The organism is Arenibacter latericius DSM 15913 (assembly GCF_000424985.1).
Classification (GTDB): domain Bacteria; phylum Bacteroidota; class Bacteroidia; order Flavobacteriales; family Flavobacteriaceae; genus Arenibacter; species Arenibacter latericius.
This window is the reverse complement of the sequence record NZ_AUKX01000010.1, coordinates 67,098-91,763: the sequence shown is the minus strand read 5'-3', so window position 1 is coordinate 91,763 and position 24,666 is coordinate 67,098. Positions and strand designations below refer to the sequence as shown.

General features: G+C 38.8%; 18 protein-coding genes. 10 read left to right on the top strand and 8 right to left on the bottom strand.

The genetic code is table 11. The features are described 5' to 3' along the window. Positions 1 to 22 precede the first annotated feature (22 nt). The 6 genes from H344_RS0106620 to H344_RS0106595 all read left to right on the top strand — a co-directional run bounded on the left by H344_RS0106620 (position 23) and on the right by H344_RS0106595 (position 9,361). Complete coding sequence (locus tag H344_RS0106620) at positions 23 to 1,309, top strand: DegT/DnrJ/EryC1/StrS family aminotransferase (protein ID WP_026809595.1); 1,287 nt, start codon at positions 23 to 25, stop codon at positions 1,307 to 1,309. A gap of 55 nt (positions 1,310 to 1,364) precedes the next feature. Beyond that, entirely contained in the window at positions 1,365 to 2,183 is an 819-nt protein-coding gene (locus tag H344_RS20980) for a glycerophosphodiester phosphodiesterase (protein ID WP_051254150.1), read from the top strand. A 45-nt stretch (positions 2,184 to 2,228) separates the two neighbouring features. After that, positions 2,229 to 3,236: a Gfo/Idh/MocA family protein gene (locus H344_RS0106610; RefSeq protein WP_026809594.1), complete on the top strand. Its 1,008-nt coding sequence runs from the start codon at positions 2,229 to 2,231 to the stop codon at positions 3,234 to 3,236. Between the two features lie 11 nt (positions 3,237 to 3,247). Continuing rightward, on the top strand, positions 3,248 to 3,892 hold the full coding sequence (locus tag H344_RS0106605; protein ID WP_026809593.1) for an HAD family hydrolase: 645 nt from the start codon (positions 3,248 to 3,250) through the stop codon (positions 3,890 to 3,892). Positions 3,893 to 4,219: 327 nt separating this feature from the next. Continuing rightward, a complete protein-coding gene (locus H344_RS0106600; RefSeq protein WP_157378169.1) occupies positions 4,220 to 7,633 on the top strand; it encodes a SusC/RagA family TonB-linked outer membrane protein in 3,414 nt (1,137 codons plus the stop codon). 33 nt (positions 7,634 to 7,666) lie between these two features. After that, positions 7,667 to 9,361: a SusD/RagB family nutrient-binding outer membrane lipoprotein gene (locus H344_RS0106595; protein WP_026809591.1), complete on the top strand. Its 1,695-nt coding sequence runs from the start codon at positions 7,667 to 7,669 to the stop codon at positions 9,359 to 9,361. Between the two features lie 108 nt (positions 9,362 to 9,469). Here the strand turns inward: H344_RS0106595 and upp are convergent, their stop codons facing one another. From upp to H344_RS0106580, 3 genes are all read right to left on the bottom strand, one after another. Beyond that, positions 9,470 to 10,123, bottom strand: coding sequence for a uracil phosphoribosyltransferase (gene upp, locus H344_RS0106590; RefSeq protein ID WP_026809590.1), 654 nt, complete (start codon positions 10,121 to 10,123; stop codon positions 9,470 to 9,472). Positions 10,124 to 10,285: 162 nt separating this feature from the next. Further along, positions 10,286 to 10,552: a heavy-metal-associated domain-containing protein gene (locus tag H344_RS0106585; protein WP_026809589.1), complete on the bottom strand. Its 267-nt coding sequence runs from the start codon at positions 10,550 to 10,552 to the stop codon at positions 10,286 to 10,288. Between the two features lie 71 nt (positions 10,553 to 10,623). Beyond that, positions 10,624 to 10,968, bottom strand: a complete 345-nt coding sequence (locus H344_RS0106580) for a rhodanese-like domain-containing protein (protein ID WP_026809588.1) — start codon at positions 10,966 to 10,968, stop codon at positions 10,624 to 10,626. Positions 10,969 to 11,604: 636 nt separating this feature from the next. Between H344_RS0106580 and H344_RS0106570 the strand changes: the two genes are divergently transcribed. Together H344_RS0106570 and H344_RS0106565 are read left to right on the top strand one after the other, a co-directional pair. After that, positions 11,605 to 12,996 carry a flavin-containing monooxygenase gene (locus H344_RS0106570; RefSeq protein WP_026809587.1) on the top strand — a complete coding sequence of 464 codons (1,392 nt, stop codon included), beginning with the start codon at positions 11,605 to 11,607 and terminating at the stop codon, positions 12,994 to 12,996. A gap of 294 nt (positions 12,997 to 13,290) precedes the next feature. Beyond that, the gene (locus H344_RS0106565; RefSeq protein WP_026809586.1) at positions 13,291 to 16,317 is read left to right on the top strand and encodes an aminotransferase class III-fold pyridoxal phosphate-dependent enzyme; all 3,027 of its coding nucleotides are present in this window, start codon (positions 13,291 to 13,293) and stop codon (positions 16,315 to 16,317) included. A gap of 103 nt (positions 16,318 to 16,420) precedes the next feature. Here H344_RS0106565 and H344_RS0106560 read toward each other — a convergent pair whose 3' ends face one another. The 3 genes from H344_RS0106560 to H344_RS0106550 form a co-directional block, all read right to left on the bottom strand. Next, positions 16,421 to 17,296 carry an alpha/beta hydrolase gene (locus H344_RS0106560; protein WP_240484952.1) on the bottom strand — a complete coding sequence of 292 codons (876 nt, stop codon included), beginning with the start codon at positions 17,294 to 17,296 and terminating at the stop codon, positions 16,421 to 16,423. Positions 17,297 to 17,545: 249 nt separating this feature from the next. Next, positions 17,546 to 19,228: a M56 family metallopeptidase gene (locus tag H344_RS0106555; RefSeq protein WP_026809584.1), complete on the bottom strand. Its 1,683-nt coding sequence runs from the start codon at positions 19,226 to 19,228 to the stop codon at positions 17,546 to 17,548. Beyond that, positions 19,228 to 19,587, bottom strand: coding sequence for a BlaI/MecI/CopY family transcriptional regulator (locus tag H344_RS0106550; RefSeq protein WP_026809583.1), 360 nt, complete (start codon positions 19,585 to 19,587; stop codon positions 19,228 to 19,230). The genes H344_RS0106555 and H344_RS0106550 overlap by 1 nt, the downstream gene beginning before the upstream one ends. A gap of 383 nt (positions 19,588 to 19,970) precedes the next feature. Between H344_RS0106550 and rimK the strand changes: the two genes are divergently transcribed. Together rimK and H344_RS0106540 are read left to right on the top strand one after the other, a co-directional pair. Next, positions 19,971 to 20,849, top strand: coding sequence for a 30S ribosomal protein S6--L-glutamate ligase (gene rimK / locus H344_RS0106545; protein ID WP_026809582.1), 879 nt, complete (start codon positions 19,971 to 19,973; stop codon positions 20,847 to 20,849). Next, positions 20,836 to 21,801 (top strand): succinylglutamate desuccinylase/aspartoacylase family protein, encoded by a 966-nt coding sequence (locus H344_RS0106540; protein WP_026809581.1) that lies wholly within the window; start codon positions 20,836 to 20,838, stop codon positions 21,799 to 21,801. The genes rimK and H344_RS0106540 overlap by 14 nt, the downstream gene beginning before the upstream one ends. A gap of 106 nt (positions 21,802 to 21,907) precedes the next feature. Here H344_RS0106540 and H344_RS21645 read toward each other — a convergent pair whose 3' ends face one another. Together H344_RS21645 and H344_RS19790 are read right to left on the bottom strand one after the other, a co-directional pair. Next, on the bottom strand, positions 21,908 to 22,048 hold the full coding sequence (locus H344_RS21645) for a hypothetical protein (RefSeq protein ID WP_157378166.1): 141 nt from the start codon (positions 22,046 to 22,048) through the stop codon (positions 21,908 to 21,910). Between the two features lie 10 nt (positions 22,049 to 22,058). Next, complete coding sequence (locus H344_RS19790; protein ID WP_051254148.1) at positions 22,059 to 24,356, bottom strand: glycosyl hydrolase family 95 catalytic domain-containing protein; 2,298 nt, start codon at positions 24,354 to 24,356, stop codon at positions 22,059 to 22,061. Positions 24,357 to 24,666: the final 310 nt, after the last annotated feature.

Sequence of the window (24,666 nt, the reverse complement as noted above, 5' to 3'; positions counted from 1 at the left end):
AATAACATCAATCTAAAAGAACATGAAAAAACTAGCAATAAATGGGGGAACACCTAGTAGGGATACCATCAAAAATCCCTGGCCAAAATGGCCGGTGTGGGGAAAGGAAGAAGAAAAGGGTTTATTAGAAGTTTTACATAGTGGGGTGTGGTCTTATAACGGTCCCAAAGAAACCGAATTTAATAGGCTTTTTGCGGAATATACTGGAGTTAAACATGCCATCTGTACGGTGAATGGTACGGTAACCATGCAAATAGCTTTAGAAGCATTGGGGGTTGGACTAGGAGATGAGGTTATAGTACCCGGACTCACCTGGCAGGCCACAGCAGCTACGGTAATAGATGTTAATGCTACCCCTATATTAGTAGATGTAAGTGAGGATAACTGGTGTATAGATCCAAAGGAAATAGAAAAAGCCATCACCCCAAGGACAAAGGCTATAATTCCAGTACACCTGTATGGTGCCTTTGCCGATATGGATGCCGTTATGGAAATTGCCAAGAAACATAATTTGTATGTAATTGAGGATTGCGCCCATAAGCACGGTGGGGAATGGAATGGGAATAAAGCAGGAAGTATTGGGGATATAGGAAGTTTTAGTTATCAACTTTCCAAGCATTTAACGGCTGGGGAAGGGGGTTCTGTAACCACTAATAATCCCGAACTAGCAGAAAGACTAGATGCGCTGAGGAATTGCGGGCGTAGACCAGAAGAAACTATGTTGGAAGAAGTAGATAAGGGAGCGGGAGATTATGGGGACGATGATGGTAACTTTATTCAGTCTGGGAATCTTAGAATTACTGAATTTCAAGCCGCCATCTTAATAGAAGGTCTAAAACGCCTACCAGCTCAGAATGCCAATAGAGATGCTAATGGGGAGTATTTAAATTCCCTGTTGGAGGATATTGATGGGGTTTCTCCTATAAAACGAGATATAAGGGAAACCAAAAAAGCATATTTTAATTTCGCCTTTAGATATCATAAAGATGAATTTAAGGGCCTGCCCATAGAGAAATTTAGAAGTGCGTTGGAGGCCGAATTAGGAATTGTGGTAGATGCTAGCTATGAACCTTTAAATAACTGCTCCTTATATGTGCCACATACCAAACCAGCCCGCCATAAGCTAGATGAATTCTATTGGAAGGCTATTGATCCCAAGCGATTTTCACTACCCGTTTGTGAACGTATTTTTAAAGAAGAATCTGTTTGTGTACACCACAAAGTGCTGATGGGAACCAAGGCAGATATGGATTTAATAGCATTGGCCATAAAAAAAATCTACTCCCATGCAGAGGAATTAATGGATTAAGCATTTACCAAATATAGAAACCTTGATAGCTATTAAAATCGATATGTTTAACAGGATGATAACGCTCATTCTTGTTCTATTGCTATTTGTGTATCCCACCTTTATTTCTGCACAAGATGCATTAGGGAGCAAAGCAAACTATGATATGCCAGATAAAGGTATCTGCGCCCATAGGGGAGCCAGTGAAACCCACCCTGAGAATACCTTAGCGGCATTTGAAGAAGCTATTAGATTGGGAGCGCAGATGATTGAGTTTGATGTTCAGTTGACCAAAGACAAAGTGTTGGTGATCATGCATGATGAAACAGTGAATAGGACAACCAATGGCTGGGGACGAGTAGGAAATTTAACTCTTAAAGAAATTAAACACCTAGATGCAGGAAAATGGAAATCTGAAGAATTTGAAGGGGAAAAGGTTCCCACCTTAAAGGAGGTGCTTCATATAATGCCTAAGGATATTTGGCTTAACATCCATTTAAAAGGAGATGAACTATTGGGTTATGCAACGGCAGAAGTTGTGATTGCGGCCAATAGAATCCATCAGGCTATTATTGCTTGCGAAAAAGGGGCGGCTAATGGAGTAAGGCAAGTTAGTCCAAAAATTATGATCTGTAATGTGGAAAGAATGTCCTCTCGTACAGAATATATTGATCAGCCCATAGAAAAAGGCTTTGCATTTATTCAATTAAAAAATAATCGCGATGATATAAATATGTATACAGATATAAAAAGGCTAAAAGATAATAGGGTCTACATCAATTATTATCATTCCGAAGAAGTAGCGAGAGTGAAGGAATTATTAGATTTAGGAGTCAATTTTATTCTGACCGATCGTTTGTCTAGAATGCTAAAAGCTTTTAATGAATTAAATTGAGCTATAACCGTGAAGTCACTTTGCTATACAAGCAAATCAAAAAAAATGAAAAAAATTAAAATAGCCCTTATTGGTGCAGGCTTTATCGCAGATTATCACGCCCGCGGTCTTCAGACAATACCAGAAGTGGAAATAGTCGCCGTGGTTTCAAAAAACATCGAGAATGCTGAGAGGTTTGCTACTAAATATGGGATTGAGAAGGCCTATAACAATATTGCTTCCTTGGTAGAAGATAATACCTTAGATGCGGTTATTATTAGCACCCCTAATCAATTTCATGCGCCCTATGCCATTGCATTTTTAGAAAAAGGCAAGGACGTTTTTCTGGAAAAACCTATGGCGATAAATGGAAATGAAGGGAAGCAAATAGCGAAAGTGGCCAATGAGCAAAGCCAATTGGTAATGGTAGGACATATGTGGCGATTTGATGCTGATATGCAGTATATTAAGGAGACCGTGTTATCTGGGAAATTAGGTAAAATCTTTAAGACCAAAGGATATGGAATACATGAAAATTGGGGGCCTTCTGGATGGTTTACCAAGAAGGAATTGGCCGGGGGCGGAGCCTTAGCAGATATGGGGGTACATGCCATTGATGCCGTAAGGTACATTTTAGGAGACCCTATGCCCATTAAGGTATATGCTAGGATTTCTACAGAATTTGGTGATTATAACGTGGATGATACCGGTATTTTGATTATTACATGGGACAATGGGACAGAAAGTATTATTGAGAGCGGATGGTGGCATCCCCACATGGATGGACCAGAAGCTAGTACCAGCCTTTTTGGGACCAAAGGATATGCCAATCTCTTTCCCACATATTTAAAAATGAAAAATGGAGAAGATGCTATTACAACAGTGCCAGAACTTCCTAAAAGGGATGAGCACTGCGATCAAATAATCTATACTCGCCAAATGGAACATTTTGTATCTTGTATTAAAAATAGAAAACAACCTGTTCCAGGACTTGTTGAAGGACAAACGGTGCTAGACATTGTGGATGCAGCCTATACCTCTGCCAAAACGGGTGAGGTAGTAAATTTAAGTTAGATGGCAATAAAATGGGGCTTAACGGATTATTAAGTAATTTAGAAAATATCATTTTTGACCTAGATGGTACGCTTTGGGATCCCATGCCCATGAGTGTTAAAGCTTGGCATACCTCCCTCAATAGATTCGATTGTATAAAAAATCCTGTTTCCAAGGAAGATATACAAGGTATTATGGGGATGCAACATAGTTTAGTGGGAGAGAAGCTTTTTCCCTATCTCTCAACAGAACAGCAAGACAAAATTATGAACAGTTGCTATGAACAGGAGGTTAAGGATATCAAGGAGGTTGGCGGTGTTTTATATCCTGGATTAGAAAAAACATTGAAGGCCTTAAGCAAGAAGTATTCGCTATTCATAGTCAGTAATTGTCAGGCTGGTTATATCGAAGCTTTTTATGAGTATCATAAATTGGAGCATTATTTTAAAGATTTTGAATGCTCCGGTAATACAGGCAAATCTAAGGCTATGAATATTGAAATGCTTATAAAAAGAAATGGATTAAGTAACTCACTTTATGTTGGCGATACCTTAGGGGATTATTTGGCGGCAGAAGACAATAACCTACCATTTGTCTTTGCTGATTACGGATTTGGACAAGTGCCCAGCGCCACATATACCATATCCCAAATTGAAGATTTAAAACATATTCTCTAAAATAATAGAATGCCCCCCTCCCTGATTTATTTGATTAAATTCAGGTCTACCTACTATTATCCATTATCTGGAAATCACATTTAGGGGTTTTTTAGAAGTTTTCTAGTGCTTTCAACGGTAATATTCTTATCAAATTCTATCTATAGTTTAATGGATTAGCTGTTTAGTTGGTAATATTAAATTAACAATAAAATCCATTTTATTTAATATATACTCATAATAGGTTAAGATTTACTGTATAATTAATAATATGTAATGCAGTATAGTGTTAATAATGAGATAGATTTGTTAGAAATAGAATTAACCAAACCGTTAAAATACTAGAATATGGAAAAACATAATTTTAAAATCTTATTGCTTCTTCTGTTGGGCATGATGACTTCCTTCATGTATGGGCAGCAAGAGGTGACAGGAGTTATCAGTAGTGATACGGGAGAATTACTGCCTGGAGTTTCTGTTGTAATTAAGGGAACTACTACTGGAGTAACCTCCGATTTTGATGGAAACTATAGCATTACTGTACCCAGCGGAAATGCCATACTTGCTTTTTCATATCTGGGAATGAAAGATAAAGAGGTGAGCGTAGGAAACCAAACTACCATTAATGTGATAATGGAAACCTCTTCGGAAGAGTTAGATGAGGTGGTAGTAACAGCACTTGGTATTTCTAGAGAAAAGAAATCTTTAGGATATGCGGTGAGTGAAGTTAGTGGCGATGCTATAGATAACGTCCCTCAAGAAAACGCCATGAATGCTCTTTCCGGTAAAGTATCTGGGGTGGCTATCAATTCCACTGGAGGTCCTGGATCTACTGTGAATATTAATATTAGAGGGGCCTCGTCTTTATCGAGTGACAACCAACCACTATTTGTAATAGATGGAACACCAGTTATTAGTTCCGTGAATAATATTAGTGAAATAGGAAGGGAGAATAGAGTGGACTATGGAAATGCCATTTCCGACATCAACCCCGATGATATAGCGAGTATGACGGTCCTTAAAGGAGCTAGTGCAGCCGCCTTGTATGGTTCGCGGGCTGCGAATGGGGTTATTTTAATTACCACTAAATCAGGGAAAGCAAAAAAAGGACTCGGAGTTACCATTAATTCTAGCACTGTTTTTGATATTCCTTACCGTTATTTGGATACCCATAGAAAGTTTGCTGCGGGGTCTAGACCTTTTACCGAAGATAATTTTCCCGCTAATACCTATGGCGCAATACTTATTGGAGAAACTGCCTCTGCATGGGCGGGTCCGGCATTAGATCAAGGTATAAAAGCAATTCACTGGCCTTACTCTCAAGAAGAAATAGCAAGTGGGATTCCAGTTCCAAGGGAATTAAAATCTTATGACAATGCGTCTAATTTCTTCAATACGGCTGTATCTACAACCAACAATATATCTATTCAGGATAATACAGAAAGAATAAATTATAGGTTATCATATTCCGACTTAAAGCATAAAGGGTTTATTCCAAATTCAGATCTTAATAAACACAGTATCAGTTTAAATTCTGCTCTGAAATTAATCGATGCTATACAGGTGAGCTCTAGCCTAAATTATACAAAATCTGGAGCCGACAATAGGCCTGCAACTAACCGGGGAGCAAATCCGATCCAAGCACTATATGAAATTGCTCCTCATATAGATGTACGACAAATGAAGGATTATTGGCTGCCAGGTTATGAAGGCTTTCGCCAAAATTCTCCCTTTGCTTTTGGGGACGATCCAACCGATACGGAGTGGAATAACCCTTATTTCTTAGCACATGAAGTAAATAACAGTTTTGAGAGGAATAGATTTTATGGGAATGTTAAGGCAGAATGGAAAATAACGGATGAGTTCTCTGCCATGGCGCGCTACAATTTTGATGAGATAAATGAAGTTAGAGAAACCAAAATGTCTAAAGGATATACGAGAGATATTAACGGAGCCTATGGTATTCAGAATATCCTAAGCAATGAAATCAATGTTGATTTCTTGCTTACTTATGCGAAGAAATATCAGGATTGGGATTTTTCAGCTTCTGTAGGTGGAAATAAAAGATCTACTAAATCATCTTCCGTAGTTAATTCCACAAAAAATAGAGGATCTGGTATCTTAGCTCCTGGACTCTTTACATTAACAAATATAGCTCCAGACAACCTTAATTATGCTTCCTATAAGAGTGAAAGACAGGTGAATAGTCTATATGGTTTAGTGAGCGTGGGATTTAAAGATATGTTTTACATAGATGCAACTGGTAGAAACGATTGGTCTAGTACGCTTCCAGATAACAATAATTCTTATTTCTATCCTTCTATATCTTCAAGTTTATTGGTTCATAGGGCGCTAAATTTAGCAGGGGACATTTCTCTGATAAAATTACGTGCCGGTTATGCAGAGGTAGGGAATGATACCAATCCCTATAATTTGCAGCCTGTTTTAAATAGTGGCAATTCTTGGGGTAACGGATCCATGCTGTCTGTTCCAGGAACCCTTTTAAATCCAGATTTAAAGTCGGAATCCCAAAATTCATGGGAAGTAGGAACCGATTTGGCCTTTTTTAATAATCGACTTCGAATGGATTTTACCTATTACGAAAGCGAAAACAAAGATCAAATTTTCCCTGTAAACACTCCCATTTCATCGGGTTACGGATCTAGATTTATAAACGCGGGACTAATTACGAGTAATGGTGTAGAAGCTGGACTAAGTGGAACGATAGTTAGTAATGCCGATTGGAACTGGGATATGGGATTTGTATTTGGACGTAACCGTACCAAAGTAATGGAACTGGTAGACGGAATGAACTCGGTTACTTTTTGGGAAGATGCAAAAGGAGGAGCAATCACTTGGTTAGGAGAGGAAATTGGTAATATTATTGACCGTGCCTTAGTTCGTGTAGATGATCCTAGTTCGCCTTACCATGGTTGGCCAATTATAGATGATTCTGGTTTTGAGGATAGCGATAGAACATTAGAGGATGCAGATGGTAAGAGGGTGGCGCCTATTATAGGTAACTTTAATCCCGACTTTAACCTTGGGATGACCACTTCCGCTTCCTATAAAAACTGGTCTATTTCTATGAATTTCGACTGGAGAAAAGGAGGTCAGTTTATTTCACAAACCCATAGGTATGGTGAGTCCGATATGCACACCCAACGTTGGTTAGACAAGCTTTATAATTTTAGTAATGTGGGCGATGTGCCATCATTCCTAAAAGACAATGCAGATAAATACCTTTCTGAAAATGGGGAGTTCTACGTTTTAGTAGGTGGGCCAACAGCAGATGCGGGCGGCTATCCGGTAACCGAAGGTGGTATTACACTGAATGATGGAGTGTTTATGCCAGGAGTGCAAGGAGATTATGACGATAATGGAAAATTTGTTGCCGTAGCAGAGAATTTAGGAGGGCCAGGGACAGTATATACCAGATACCAAGATCATTATGGGTGGGATTTTGCAAGAACAGCAACTTTCGATGCCGATTTTATAAAATTGCGAGAAGTCTCCCTTACCTATACTGTGCCTAATAAGGCTATTCAGCAGATAGGACTGCAAAATTTAGCTATCTCTTTATTTAGCCGAAATATCATGTTGTGGACTAAAGCAGATATAGGAATTGATCCAGAAATGGCTTTCCAGCAAGAATCTTCTACCCAGGGTCGTAGTGGTATTCAGTTTAAGCAAGGTATAGAGCGTTTTAATGTTAATCCATGGGCAATCCCAATTGGTTTTAAACTTAATGTAAGTTTCTAAATAAAGGCAATTAATACTAAATACGATATAATTATGACTTCTATAAATAAACTATTAAAACTGATGTTTGTAGTGTGCCTCTTGTCCACATCTTCCTGTGACAACGACATTACAGATATAAATAGCAACCCCAATGGGTTAAACCTAGATGAAGCTAATCCGAGTTTTTTATTAACGGATGTAATGGCTAATACGGCGATGGATATTGGGAATAAAGGGTATAGCGATCCGTTATCTGCCTTTGTACAGTATACCCAAAAAGACGCTTGGGGAAATAATAATTACGACTGGTCTGGTAGTGGTTGGGATGGCTATTACAATAATTTACGTTCTGCTAAATTAGCTTTGGAAAGAGCCAAAGAATTGGATTTTAAATTTCATGAAGCGGTGGCGACAATCCTAATTGCACATAATTTTGCTCTTCTAGCAGATTTCTACGGAGATGTGCCCTACACCGAGGCCTTACAAGGTGATGGGGAAATTCTTTTACCAAAGTACGATACCCAAGAATCTGTTTATAAAGGGGTTATTGCTGATTTTGAAGCAGCTTCGGCCATGCTTTCCTCCAATATGGGGAACCTAGAGGTATTTGGAGCTACGCAGGATATCTTTTTTCAAGGAGATGCAGAGAAATGGATGAAATATGCTAACTCTTTGGCTCTTAGATATTATATGAGGTTCTCTGAAAAAGATCCTGGATTTGCAGGTACTGGAGTACAAGCTACCTTAGCAAAACCTTTAATCTCTAGTGTAGATGAGGAATGTGCAATACCTTATTTAGGAACGGGAGCATTCGATTCCCAGCCTAGTAATGGACAGCAGGGTTCTCCTTCTAGCTTTACTAGGGTTAAACCATGTACTACATTTACCTATAAATTGGCCGAATTGGATGATCCAAGAAGGTCCATTTGGTTTGATGCTGTTGAAATTCCTATTAAAGTAGTACCAGCCTCTGAGGTGCCTGGTGGTGCCGATGATACGGTGGTAGATGGTGTTCGCTATATAAACGAAGAGACGCTGGCACCCAACGGGCTTAAGATTTTTGATCCTGCAACCTGGTATGCAGATCGTGAAGCTGGCTTAAATTTAATAGATACTAATAGTGTTTATGTGGGTATTCCAGTGTCTTATCAAGGGTCCGAACCCTATACCTATAATCTAAACCCAAACCCTGTTCAAGGAGGGGGAAATCCACATGTATCTTTGATGAATCCAATGTTTGATGCCGTAAAAGGACCAAATCTTAAGGCTAGAATATTCTCATACGCGGAAGTATGCTTTCTTAAAGCGGAGGCGGCATTAAAAGGATGGGGTTCTGATGCTGAAGGTAACTATAACAAAGGAGTGGAAGCTTCTTTTGAAACATGGGGAATAGGTGATCAATATTCAGATTATATAAGCAACCCTGCTGTAGCTTTTGATGGTAGCCTAGAGCAAATTATGGAACAAAAGTGGATCGCCAATTTTAGTTCGGCATCGGAAGCATATTTGGATTGGAGACGTACAGGTTTACCTGATCTTCAAACAGGTCCTTTTGCAAAATCTACCGTAATCCCAGTACGTTTTGTGTATCCAACTTCAAATAGTACCCTAAATAGAGAAAATTATTATTCTGCCTTAAATAGCTTGGAGACTACCTCGCACACAGATGATGTTCCAGGATATATAGAAAACGATACACCGTGGTCTAAGCCTTGGATATTACAAGGCGTTTCTAAGCCATGGTAAAAGTAAGTTTGTTTTGTTTGAGTTTGTTAGTTTTAAAATACCTGGGGGAGCCCAGGTATTTTATTTTGATTTAAGGAGTGTAATTTTATATCTTAATTAGCTTCTACTCTATAGCTTACTCCCATAACAAAGATCACCAGCATCGCCAAGCCCAGGAAGAATATAACCCCTACCATTCAATGCATCATCAACGGCAGAAATCCATAAATGGGTGTTATCGGGGAATACCTCTTCCACGTGTGCTATTCCTTCTTTGGAACCAATGACCGATACAAGGTGTATCTGTTTGGGGATGCCATACTTCTCAAGACATTTTAGAACATTTTCCATGGTTCTGCCTGTAGCTAACATAGGATCTATCAAGATCAATGTTTTATCCTTTAAAGAAGGGGTGGCAAAATATTCTACCACAACCTCAAATTCGTCCCCGTCGTTTGGATGGTGTCTGAAAGCAGAAATAAATCCATTTTCAGCCATGTCAAAATAATTAAGGATTCCCTGGTGTAAGGGAAAACCAGCCCTAAGAATGGAGCACAATACCAAATCATTGTTGGGTATGCTCATCTCCTTGGTTCCCAATGGGGTAGTAATAGTCTTTTGTTGATAGTCTAAGGTTTTGCTTAATTCATAACTAAGGATTTCCCCTATGCGCTCAATATTTCTTCTAAAACGCATCGCATCTTTTTGGATGTCCACATCCCTTAATTCGGCAACAAACTGGTTTAACAAAGAATTACCTTCCCCTAAATTATGAATAGTCATAGATCCCTTAATTTGGTACAAAATTACAAATTTATCGTGGGGATTACTATCCCTTATAATGGGTTTTAATTATACTGTTAAGAACGGTTAACTTCTTATTTTGTCAGTATATAAATCAAAAGTCGCTAGGTCATATGCTTGGGAAGTAGAACCCTCCCAACCTTATTTAAATCTACCCGTTGCACAACTAACAAAGGACTTTACCTTTTGGTCCAATCCATTCTTTTCGTCCGCTGCAGGATACCCCAACGATTTTAATTTATTTTTTAATTCCTGAATTCCATCTTTGTTGGTAGTTTCAAAGGACACCGTTCCAGAAACTACGTCTACTGAAACATCTGTGATGTCTTCTAATTCTGATAATTTTGAGGTAATAGTGCTAGCGCATCCGCCACATTTTATGTTCTGTACTGTAATTGTTGATTCCATAGTGTGATGAATAATTTCTTATAATCGGTTTTTTTTAATTAAACATGAGGTAGAGCCTATGATAATGAAATTTATTTCCATCTCATAAAACCACCTTTCAAATCGTACACTTTTTCAAAGCCCATATCAATTAATTTTCTAGCTGCTTTCTGACTCCTTGCACCAGAACGACAATAGAGATATACGGGTTTATCCTTGTCCATTTTTTCACACGCTTTAATAAAATTGGTGGCGTTAAAGATATCTATGTTTACGGCCTTATCTATATGCCCGCTAATAAACTCTTCTTCAGTCCTAACATCTACTAATTGCACTTTTTTATCTGTGATAGCTTGTGAGTATGCCTTTGGGTCTAGAATTTCAATTTTATCAGATACATCTTTTTGGAATCCGAATAGTTTAGCTAAAAATGACATGTTATATTATTTTTGATGAAGTCATGCCTCTTTGCAGTTGTTGAATGTAATCAACGAATAAAATATAGACAAACTTCATTATGTTCCTACAAATTTAGGCTATAGGCAAGTAATTGATTGTAACTTATGTTACTGAAGATAGAATGCACTAATTTTCCTATGCTCTTTTATTTTTTAATCTGTTTATAAGATTTTGATAATGATTTAAATTTTAGAGATTTAGCAAGATCCTATTGGGTAATGCCAAGTTTGCACACTCTTCAATTATTGTATTGATCCAGGACTCTTTTATTTTGATTTTCAGCACTTTAGGTCGGGTTTTTGTAAAATTGACAAAAAAATCGTACTTTTGCAGCATCAAAAATTTAAAGGGGAAAAATAAATAGGATACTTTTTGCATCTGAAAGTACCTTTTTATTTTTTTTTAGATTGCATTTACGGCAGCATGGAGGCAAGTACCTAGTTTTATTATAAAACAACGCCTCTACCACCCGAGAGCTCTATATTGGGTGCCAGCAAAATTAAAGTTAGGAAAGTAGCACTTTGCGAAGGTAATATTCTTTTATACCGAGGTTTAGAGGTATATACTTTTGTGCGCACTTTTCTTTGGGAATTGGAACGAAAAAAGATAGATATATGAAGTTAAGAATTGGCATTATTGGAGCCGGACCTAGTGGTCTAGCACAGTTAAGGGCATTTGATTCCCTAGCAACTAAAGGAGAAGAACTTCCTGAAATAGTTTGTTTTGAAAAACAAAGTGACTGGGGCGGATTATGGAATTACACATGGCGTACCGGAGTAGGTAAGTACGGAGAGCCTATACACGGCAGTATGTATAAATACCTTTGGTCCAATGGTCCAAAAGAATGTTTAGAATTTTCTGATTATAGTTTTGATGAGCACTTTGGAGAGCCTATATCCTCTTATCCCCCAAGACCTGTACTTTTCGATTATATTCAAGGAAGGGTAAAGAAAAGTGGCCTCCGTAAACATATTAGGTTTAATACCGCGGCTCGTTGGGTGTTCTTTGATGAAGAAACTCAAAAGTTTTCTGTGGTTTTGGACGACTTGGTTAATGATAGAACATATACCGAGATTTTTGATTATTTAGTAGTGGCAAGCGGACATTATTCCACTCCAAATATGCCATATTATAAAGGCTTAGAAGACTTCCCAGGTATTGTTATGCATGCGCACGACTTTAGAGGAGCAGATCCTTATGAAGGAAAAAATATCCTTTTGGTGGGAAGTAGTTATTCTGCGGAGGATATTGGAGTACAGTGCCATAAGCACGGCGCCAATTCTGTGACGCTTACATATAGAAGCAACCCAATTGGTGTTAATTGGCCAGAAGGGATTAAGGAAGTTCCATTGCTTAAGCACTTTGAAGGAGATGTAGCTCACTTTAGTGATGGTACCAAAGAACGTTTTGATGCCGTTATTATGTGTACCGGTTATCAGCATAAATTCCCATTCTTGCCAGATGAAATGAGACTAAAGACCCATAACTGTCTGTTCCCTGATCATTTGTATAAGGGTGTTGTTTTTAATGATCTTCCTAGGTTGATTTATTTGGGAATGCAAGATCAGTACTACACTTTTAATATGTTTGATGCACAGGCTTGGGTGGCTAGAGATATTATGTTAGGTAAGTTGCCACTCCCTGAAAAAGAGGAGCGTACTAAAGATTTTAAAGAGTGGTTAGACAAGTCTCTCGCCTTGGAGACACATGATGATGAGATAGATTTCCAAACGGATTATATTAGAGATCTTATTAGTATGACAGATTACCCTGAATTTGATTTGGATACGGTAGCTGCTCACTTTAAGAAATGGTTAAAAGATAAGGACGAGAATATCCTAGGATACCGAGACCAAACTTTTAGATCGGTAATGACAGGAACGATGGCCGATAATCATCATACCAATTGGATAGATGAAATGGATGATAGCTTTGAAAGATATTTTGCGGCCCCTGAAGAAGTTGAGGAGAAAGAAACATCCAAAAAAGAAGCTTTGGTGAAATAATAAAATACACATTACCCAATAACGCCCTAAATCAATAGACTGCTTTTAGGGCGTTTTTTTATGTCTAATTTTAAGGAACTTAAAGAAATTAAATATATTTTCTATCAAGATCTTTTATTAGAATAATTCATCATTACCCTATTTCTAGAACTAATTATTTACCGCTATTATCTCCCTTCTTTAGATTTAAAAAGTGTAGATTTAAATGCTCTTTTATAGACGGTAGCCTTAGATGGCAAGGAGCCTAAGGTACAAGTATATAAAATTGGGGCGCCAATAATAAAACTAGGTTTAATGGATTATAGCAATTTACATATAACCACAGAGAAGGCAGAAAAGATTGCCTTCGAAATTTTTAATGTCCAAGGTTCCGCAAAATCCCTTCCTGGGGAGGTCGACTTTAATTTTAAAATAAAAGCAGAAGACGGAAAATCATATATCCTAAAAGTATCCCGTCCAGGAGAAAATGAGGGTTATCTAGATTTTCAACAACAATTATTACAGTATGCTGCAATCCATGGTAAAGATTTAATCTCGCCTAGGGTCATTGCCGATGTAGCTGGCAATGCGATATCGGAAATTAAGGACGATTTTGGCCAGATGCGGAAAGTGCGACTCTTGACATGGATATCAGGGCGAGTGTGGAGTGGGGTTAATCCGCAGTTAGACGATTTGCGTTATAGCCTGGGGGAACATTGTGGAAGGCTTACCTATGCGTTACAAGGTTTTAATCATAAGGAAGCGCAACGGGACTTTGTTTGGGATGTGGCCCAAGGATATTGGACAACCGCTCACCTACATCTTTTTGATGACGAAGACAAAGAGATTATTTCCTTTTTTCAGGAACAGTTTCAAAATGCGCGACCAGAATATGTACAGTTGAGGAAAGCGGTAGTGCATAATGATGCTAATGACAATAATGTAATAGTTTCTGAGGATTTAGTGAATCCCAAGGTGGTATCGGCAATCGATTTTGGAGATGCCGTTTACACACAGATAATTAATGACTTGGCCATTGCCTGCGCCTATGCCATTATGGGTCATAACGACCCCTTAGAAGCGGCCTTGCCTATTATTAAAGGCTATCACCAAACGTTTCCTTTAGAAGAAAAGGAGCTGAAGCATCTGTACATGGCCATTGCTATGAGGTTGGTAATATCAGTAACCAAAAGCGCCCTCAACAAAATAGAAGAGCCAGATAATACTTATTTGCTAATAAGTGAAACACCAGCCTGGGAGGTACTAAAAAAATGGCGATATATCCCCGCAGATTATGCCCATTTTAGTTTTAGGGAGGCTTGTGGGTATACCGCGCATCCCCAAGAAAACAGGTTTGCAAAATGGGCCAGAAAAACAACATTTTCCTTAGAGAAGTTGTTTCCCTATTTAGGACTTAATGAAATTCATCCTATAGATTTAAGTGTTTCTAGTACCTGGTTAGGCCACGAAAAGGATTATAATGATCTAGATTACTTTCAATACAAAATCAATAAATTACAAAGCCAATATCCTTCTAAAATATTGGCGGGTGGGTATTTAGAACCCCGTCCCGTATATACAACATCCTCCTATGATAAAATAGGAAATAAGGGTCGGGAGAGTCGCACTATACATTTAGGGGTCGATTTCTGGTTGCCTGCAGCTACAACCGTTCATGCTTTATTGGATGGAGAAGTGGTAGTGGCAGTAAACGATGCTGGTGAAAAGGAGTATGGGGGACTGGTAATTTTAAAACATAAGGTAGATGGATTAGAATTTTATTCGCTTTATGGGCATTTATCTATAGAAAGTACTACCAAACATAAGTTGGGTAATAGAATTACTAGCGGACAACAGATTGGCGTTTTGGGAGAGGTCCATGAAAATGGGAACTGGGTGCCTCATCTGCATTTCCAGGTGATGCTTTCCCTGTTAGAGAATACCGAGGATTTCCCAGGAGTGGCTTATTTTAAACAACGCTCCGTTTGGGCAAGTATCTGTCCTGACCCCAATCTTTTATTTAAGTCAGATGCTTTAGAGCATAATGCTGAGGTATCCAATAAAGATATCATCGCCTATAGAAAAGAACATTTGGGGAAAAGCCTTAGTCTGCAATATAAAGTTCCTATTAAAATGGTTCGTGGTGCTGGTCAATATTTAATGGATCAATATGGTCAAAAATATTTGGATACGGTAAACAATGTGGCGCATGTAGGGCATGAACATGCTGCGGTGGTAACAGCTGGGCAAGAGCAGATGGCATTGATTAATACCAACAGTAGGTATCTGCATGAAAATATTAATGAACTTGCCAAAGAGCTGTTAGAAACATTACCTCCAGAATTGAGTGTACTCCATTTTGTGAATTCGGGGAGTGAGGCTAATGAATTGGCAATTAGAATGGTAAAGGCTGCCACAGGGCAACGAGATATTATTGCTTCTGAAGTGGGATATCATGGTAATTCTAATATGTGTATCGATATCAGTTCTTATAAGTTTGACGGAAAAGGAGGTCAGGGCGCTCCAGAGCATACCCATATCTTTCCTCTTCCAGATGCATTTAGAGGGAAGTATAGAGGGGATAATACCGCTGCAAATTATGCAGAAGAAGTAAAAAAACAGCTTGACGAAATTCATGCTAAAGGCAGGAATATAGGGGCTTTCATTATTGAACCTATCATTAGTTGCGGGGGACAGATAGAACTACCGGAAGGGTTTTTAACCCGGGCTTATGAGATGGTGAGGGAAGCAGGCGGACTCTGTATTTCCGATGAAGTACAAGTGGGTTGTGGCCGTATGGGGAAAACGTTTTGGGGTTTTCAATTGCACAATGTTGTCCCAGATATTGTAACCATAGGGAAACCCTTAGGAAATGGACATCCTCTGGCGGCAGTAGCTTGTACCCCAGCGGTAGCAGAAAAATTCGCTAATGGTATGGAATACTTCAACACCTTTGGTGGGAACCCGGTTTCTTGTGCCATTGGCGCAGAGGTGTTAAAGGTGGTGAAACGAGAAAAGTTACAAGAACATGCCTATGAAATAGGTGAATTTTTAAAGGCGGAGTTGAGGGAATTAGCAGTCAATTTTCCAATTATCGGGGATGTAAGAGGGCAGGGGCTGTTCTTGGGGATAGAATTGGTAAGTAAAACTATGGAACCCTTGGCTGAGCAAACTGATTACTTAGCCAATAGAATGAAAGAGCACGGTATCTTAATGAGCACCGACGGTCCCGATCATAATGTGCTTAAAATTAAACCACCTTTAGTATTTACCCTTGAAAATGCAGAAGAGTTGGTGTTCTATTTACGAAAAGTTCTGAAAGAGGATTTTATGCAATTATAAAGTTTAATAGCGTTTTTATGGGATAAAAATTATACGCAAGTTGTGTGGTTGAGCTTGTCTGCAGTAGGCAGGCTTAGTCCTAAACATAACTATCTAGCACTATTTAAGGCTTTAGTCCAGACAACCAACCTATCCATTGGTCTGTCCAACTAGCGAGCTGTGGATCGTCTAATCCCAAAGCAAAGCCATGTCCGCCAGTAGGATAAATATGCATTTCTACGGCGACCTTGTTTTTACGGAGTGCCGAATAAAAAAGAAGGCTATTTTCTACCGGCACTGCGGTATCATCCGTGGCGTGGACCAAAAATGTGGCCGGAGTATCGGCGGTTACCTGCAATTCATTAGAAAAGTGATCTATCATCTTTTGGGATGGATTCTCACCTAACAAGTTTTTTCTAGATCCCCCGTGCGTATTTATTTCTCCCATGGTAATAACGGGGTAAGCTAAGGTCATAAAATCGGGTCGTGCGCTTTGTTGGTCAATTGCATCTCGTTTGGAATACACTTCCTCGTTGTAATGCGTGCCTAAGGTGGAAGCCAAGTGTCCACCAGCTGAGAATCCAATTATACCAACATTGTTGGGGTTAATGTTCCAATCCTCTGCTTTGGAGCGCACCAAGCGTATAGCGCGTTGGGCATCTTGTAAGGGTACATGATGTATGTCTGTTGCCCATTTGGAGTTTGGTAGGCGGTATTTTACTACTATACCAGCGATGCCTTTGGAATTTAATAATTTTGCAAAATCCGTTCCTTCCCAATCATAAGCCAAGATCCCATATCCTCCACCCGGGAATATTAAAACCGCCTGTCCTGTAGCATTCTTTTTTGCGGGGAGGTACACTTCTATGGTCGGATTCTGAACTTTGGATATCCTTACAATGTCTGCACTTACTATTTCTTCTGAATCATTATTCTTTATGGCATTTGGAATTTTATTGGGCCAAAGGGGAAGAATGGTGTTCTGGGCAAAATTGGTCATTGAGTATAAACTGATTAATATAAAAAGGAATGATTTCATAGTGGTATGGATTGGTACTGTTAAAGATATATAATATCGTTTAATAAGCAGATGTTATATTCTGGTCATAATGTGTTGGAGAATGAATCACGTATTAAAAAGATTAGGATGGATAAATTAGGGGTGAAAATAAACAAAGAATGAGTTTTAAAAACAATGGCAACCCCTTTCGAAGTTGCCATTTATATTATTTTTTGAAAAGTGTATGCTTTAATCTTTTTTAGTAGTAATCTCTATCACTCCATGCTTCCCTTTTTCGCCAAACTTTTCTATGGCCTCTTCCCCTTTAGTAACATTTATCCTTTCAATGGAACTTGCGGGGATATCATTGGAATTAAAACCTGCTTCTTTTTCCACGTCGTCTACTATATATAACGGAACATTAATAGTTACCTGATAGGTAGAAACAGTTTTGTTTTTTTCTGTTTTTTTCAATGGGGTCCGTGCATTGTGAAAACTTTTAGTGGTAATCTCAATAACCCCAGCTTTGGCTTTATCCCCGTATTTATTAGTAGCGGTAGATCCTTTAAGAACGTTGACGCTGTGTATCTCGGAAGGATCTATATCGGTGGCCTTAAAGTTGGCGGCTACCTCTATTCCGTCTACTATATAAAGTGGGTCGGTTAATGTGGAATCTTGTGTAAGAGAGCTTTTTAAGAGTCTGGTTATCGGAGGGATACTACTTTGATTACTTGTTTTTTCATCACCCCCTTGTTCTTTAGTGCCCATTCTATATCCAAATGATTCAAAACTCCCGTCACCATTGATTTCCATAATGAAACTGAAAGGTTGGATGCCTTCCACGTTAGAAGTAGAACTGGAGCCGGAGCCACCACCTTCGGACTTAAATGATGAGTTGATCGCTGTAAGGAACCCCTCTGCATTTCGGGATATGTCCTTAAATATTAATTCAATTCCATAATCTTTCTTAAGTGTTTTGGAGATTTGCTCCAAGTCTTTGGCAGTGCTGGTTTTATCAATGGTAAATTCAACTTTGGTGACACCTTTCTCTTGGACAGAATTCGGATTTACTTGGGTGACCGTCTTCGTGTTAAAAGCAACTAGAAAGAAGGCGAGAAAAGGTACTACTAGACTGAATTTCCAAGCTCTGATTTTCTTTGATTTGATTTTGTTTAACATAACTATTCGTTTTTTGATTAATGATGTGAAAAATGGATTGATGATTGATGAATACGGTGAACTAACACCAGCTTGTTTAAGTAAGAGATACTGATATTCTTTTGGACTTGACATGTTTTTGGTGACTCCATTATCGGCTAAGTATTCTAGATTAAGGGATAGGCTTTTCTTATATAGCCATACAAATGGATTTATCCATTGGAGCGCAGATAATAGGTGTATCAATATTATATCTACTGAATGGCGCTCTTGGCAGTGTATTTTTTCATGAGCAATAATCGTTTCCAATTCCTTAGGCTGGTGCAGACTAGGATTATATACGATAAGATTAAAAAAAGAAAAGGGAGAGGTGTTTTCCTTAGTCTCTACAATGGTAACTCCATCTGTTTTAATAATAGTTCCTTTCCGTATAAGTTTATTTAAAGAAATTAGCTGTACACCAAAGCGTGCTAAGAATACCATAGCCCCAATTGCATAAATAGTGGTGATAACTGTCCGCCAATCTGTAGTAGCATCAGGTAGGATTATTGTTTCAGAAGTTTGTGTTTCCGTAAGCGTGTGGGGCAATGGATCTACTAGGATTATTTCTGTTAAGGTCCACAGTGGAAATAGCAATGCAATAAAAATGCCTGATATTAGATAAACCCGGTGCCATTTAAAAAAAGTTTCTTTTTCTAGAAAAAGTTTAAAGCAACACCAGAAAAATGCCAGAATTCCACTGCTTTTTAATAGATATAGAATGAAATCTTCCATTAATTATTTTTTTCTATATGGTTTATTATTTCTTTTAACTCTTCCACACTTATTTTATCTTCAGAAGCGAAGTAAGACACTAAACTCTTATAGGAGTTATTGAAGTAATCTTCAATGGCCCCGCTAATAAATTGTTTCCTATAGGCTTCCTTGGCCACTACAGGATAATATTGATGGGTGTTTCCATAGGCATTATGGGCTACATAACCCTTTTCTTCCAGATTTCTGATAATTGTGGAAAGGGTGTTGTAATGTGGTTTGTCTTCTTTAAACTGGGCAAGGACATCTTTTACAAAAGCTTTTTGCAAGTCCCATATAATTTTCATTACCTCTTCCTCTTTGTTTGTCAGTTTTTTCATTGTGCCATAATTTTAAGATTATAGGTGTTCTAATAAAGCACGTGAGACCGTGTGTTTTTAATATTCCTACAGTGTGTTAGTCTACCATTTATTCATTAAATCCTAATGATGAGGTCAAGTTATAACTATTTTTGCAGTTGTACAACTATAAAAATAGTTTATTAACTAAAATAGTAGTTTTAGGAGTAAAAGTTTCTAAGTAGATGTAATATTAAAAATCAACTATAATCTCCTTTATAGAGAAGTGCGCGCTATAATATAAGAGTAGATATGGATTTAATTAAAGCTTTTGCCGTATATTAAAATCTGGAAAAAAATAGAATTCAAGTGGTACTTACGATCTCTATGGTTCCATTATAAAAAACATACTAATTAATAGAAATATGAAAATTGTAATCCTATCCCAAAATCCCAATTTATATTCCACCAAAAGGCTTGTGGAAGCGGGTGAAAAAAAAGGGTATGAAATGTTGGTTGTTAATCATGGTAAGTGCGACCTAGTTATTGAGAAAAAGAAACCTGGTCTAATCTACAAGGGGGAGGAACTATTGAATGTAAATGGTGTTATTCCACGTATTGGTGCTTCCATCACTTTTTATGGTACCGCCGTGGTAAGGCAATTTGAAATGATGAAGGTGTTTACTGCGGTGGAATCACAAGCTTTAGTGCGCTCACGGGATAAGTTGAGAAGTCTTCAGATTTTGTCTAGGGCGGGTCTGGGGTTGCCAAAAACCGTATTTAGTAATTATTCCAAGGATGTGTCTACTATTATTGATAATGCAGGGGGTGCGCCTGTGGTTATAAAACTATTGGAAGGCACTCAGGGACTAGGTGTAGTCTTAGCAGAGAATAGGAATTCTGCAGAATCTATCCTAGAAGCCTTTAATGGTTTAAAAGCTAGGGTGATCGTCCAAGAATTTATAAAAGAGGCAAAAGGTGCCGATATTAGGGCTTTTGTAATAGACGGCGTAGTGGTAGGTGCTATGAAGAGGCAGGGTAAGGAAGGTGAGTTTAGGTCTAATTTACACCGTGGCGGATCTGCTAATATCATAGAACTTACAGATGAGGAAGAGAACGCAGCCATAAAAGCGGCACGAGTTATGGGCCTTGGTGTAGCAGGAGTGGATATGCTACAATCTTCTAGGGGACCACTAATTTTAGAAGTAAATTCGTCCCCTGGTTTAGAAGGTATAGAAGCCGCTACCGGAAAAGATATAGCCGGACTTATTATAAAATATGTAGAAAGACATGCCGAACACTAATTTTGAATTATTAGGTCATTCCATCTTACCGGGTAAGGGGATGTTGCTGAATTTGGATATCGCAAAATTACATACAGGAACAAAAATTGAGGTTCCTATTATTGTGCAACGAGGTAAGAAACCGGGGCCTGTTCTATTGATTACTGGGGGGATTCATGGAAATGAAGTGAATGGGGTGGAAATTATCCGCCTTTTGATTTCCAAGAAATACAACAGACCAGAAGTTGGGACGGTCGTCTGTATTCCTGTGGTAAATATTTTCGGGTTTCTAAACCAAACAAGGGAATTCCCCGATGGGCGGGACCTCAATAGAGTGTTTCCCGGAAGCCCACGCGGCTCTTTGGCCAGTAGGTTCGCCTATCATATTATGAAAGAAATAGCCCCTTTGGCAGATTATTGTATCGACTATCATACGGGAGGGGAAAGCCGATTTAATGCACCGCAGACCAGGATAAACAAGGACGATGTAGAAAGTATGGAATTGGCCAAAGTATTTGGCGCCCCATTTGTGGTATTGGCAAATACCAGGGAGAAATCGTTTCGGGAAGCTATGGCCAAAATGGGTAAGAAGGTATTGCTCTTTGAAGGGGGAAAATCCTTGGATATAAATGATATGGTTACCCAGACCGGGATTGCAGGTGCGCTCCGGGTGATGGACCATCTGGGAATGAGAAATTTCACCGAAGAATTAAGCCTTATGGAGCGGAAGTCCCTTAGTCCTGTTACTATTGAATCCTCCCAGTGGGTTAGGGCCAAATATTCCGGAATGTTCCATCCGTTTGTTGCCTTGGGTGCCAAAGTAAAAAAAGGCGATCTTTTAGGAAGTGTTTCCGATCCCTTTGGAAATTTTGAACGGAGTATAAAAGCAGCTGCTACCGGCCATGTTATATGTATCAACCAATCCCCAATTGTGAATCAGGGAGATGCTATTCTTCATATTTCCCAAGAGTGAGGGTCTTATAATTAGTCCTGGCCTCGATTATTTCGATAATGGACATACTAATGTGTAATGCACAATTGAATCACATCTTTAGGCTAGATAGTTACTAAATTATAAGCTAATCGTGGATGTTTTCGAGAAAAAATAGACTTAAATCATTGCTGTCGGCAAAATCTGCAGCAATCAAAACAAACCAAATGGTCGGACTGTCTATGCTAAGTAGTTCATTAATAGGTGTTAAATGTAATTCGCTTCCCACAAAATAGACCCTATAGTTTAAACTGTACCTCTTGTCCCGGTTTCATATTAAGGATCATGATATCGCCTTCCCATTGGAGATCTGTATCCGGTTCCGAAATAAGGCCTTGGGTGGAGAAGGGATTTTTAAGTCTTAATTCTCCTCCTTTTTCAGAGACTACCTTCACCCATTTTACTTCCCCAGAATTCATTTGGGCAGAAACTAAAAAAGCGCCTTCTGTCCGTAATTTGCTAAAACTTACATTGTCCCACTTTTTTGGTATGGCCGGAAATACTTTTATAGTGCCTGTATGACTTTGTATTAGCATTTCTTGTAATCCGGCAGCGAAAGCAAAATTACCCTCTAGGGTAAATGGCCTATAGATTAAATTAGATTTTCCTGTACCCGATTGGTCACCGTTAACATGAAAGCTGTTGGGTAGTACAAATGCTGTTGCAAAATCTTTTAAAGCCTTAGCAGCTCCTTCTCCATCCAAGGCTCGTGCTTTTAAACTCCCTAACCAGCTAAAAGAATATCCTACCCATTGGCTAGATCCTATTTTGTCTAAATTGTCAATTGTGTTTTGTATAATCTGTTTTTCTGCTTCGCCGTTAGACACATCTAAAAGTCCAAGAGGATGGATCGCCATAAGATGTGATAAATGTCTATGAGATTCATTATAAGGTAGACTTGGGGATACCATAAGTCCGTTTTTATCAATGGCATAATCTGGCCATTCTTTTAGGGTGGTATTCCATTTATCGGCCTCTTCCTTTAGACCTAATTCCATTGCCAATTCAGCAGCATGAGTATAGGTCCACCTTACTAGGGAAAGGTCAAAATTGGTGATATCGTTAAACCAAGCATCTCGGGTATTGTTGCGAATTTCGGGACTGGAGCTTAAGGGGAGTTTCCTTTTGCCATTTTCGTCCATAACCGAAAGTTCGTCAAAATGGATGGCTACATCCCTAATCCACGGATAAGCTTTGTTTTTAAGGAATTCTCGGTCCATTGAATAGCGCCAATGCAGGTAAAAATGCTGGCCCAGCCAGGCTCCGACGGTGGGACCAAAGGAGTATTGTATCCACCCGCCCATAGGTTCTCCCGTTAAAGTAGTTACTCCGGGAACATTTAACCCTTTTGTGCCGTAAAAATCTTTGGTATATTTCTTAAAAGCAGTTTTGTGGTTACTCATCCAATCTATAAAACCCTGTTCTAAATCCAGGTGGTTCCCCGAATAAGCAGGCCAATAGCTTAATTGGGTGTTGGCATTGTGATGAAAATCGCCTTTCCATGGTGGTAGCTTCCCATTGTCTGCCGTCCACACACTTTGTAAGGATATTGGAGGTGCCCCTTGTCTTGCTGCTGAACCAAATTTGTACATTTCCATATACCATTGATTTTGTAAAATGGGATCTGGAACCCTAATGGTGGATTGATTCCAGAAATTATGCCACCAATTGGTATGACTTTCCAAAGCATTAGGCATTCCTGATTTAAGGCTATTGGTAACTATTTCCTTTGCAGATTTAGAAGCATCCGATGTGGAATTTTTTGTGCTGATGCTCCAGCTGCCCTTTAGGTGGGTAGGAGTGGGCTCCCATTGGGTGTGTACTTGGAATTTAAAGTCTTCCCATCCCTGTTGGTCATAGGTAATGGTATTCTCTCTTTGTGTGACCCTTCCTCCTTCATAATCTAATCTACGGAGATCTTGTCCCGCTACCGGATCCTCATTTCCTTCTTGCTGTAAGGATACGTATGGTGGGGGGATAATAGTAGGGTTTAGGTCGCTGTTTACGTTTTCAAAAGAATACCAGCCTAAAGGCTCGGTTGCATGTACAAAAGTTTTAAGTGTGGCTCCGTTTTTCCATTTAATTTCGCATACGGCAGTAGCTAGGTTTAACTTCACGTAATCTATTTCACCAAGTCCACTTATGTCGAACTCTAAGGCGCCACCTGGGATTTTAGAGGGGGCTGGTAAGTGGTCATATGGTACATCATAACGATCCTGTACATTTTTATAAGTGTCGTTCTCCCACTGTTGTTTTACCCAATTGAATCCGTACTCCTGAAAATTTAAATTTTCCATAGGTCGTAGATCCCAGAGGTCTGCCCTGTCCAGGGAAAAGCGCAGCTTGCCATTTTTTTCCCATATAAGAGCCCCAACCGTGGCATTTCCTAGGGGAATAGCCTCATCCCAAGAGGAGGCTAGATGATCAAATTTAAGTTCATACTTGGGAATACGGTCCAGTTCTGTATATATAACATCCTTCTTGCAGCTTACTAGTAAGCTTAGAAATAGGATAGGAAATAGAAATCTATAATTCATTGGATCGGGTTAAGAAATTTGGGGTCTTCCTTTGTATTTAATCTAGTAAAATAACAAAATTTATTCTGTTATGACATTCAATTTTTAGAGGGCCAATATACCTAACCTTCAAGAAAAGAGCAACTAATACAAATGCTATGTTTTATATTATTTTTTACTGAGGTCGTTTAGTGTTTGTCTAAGCATTAGAGTGCTTAAATATAGATGTAGAATTTTGTAAAAAAATAGTCTTTTATGTGAGGAATAAATTATTAAAATAAAAAATCCGGAACCATTAAGACGGTATCCGGATTTTCCAAACTAACTCAAA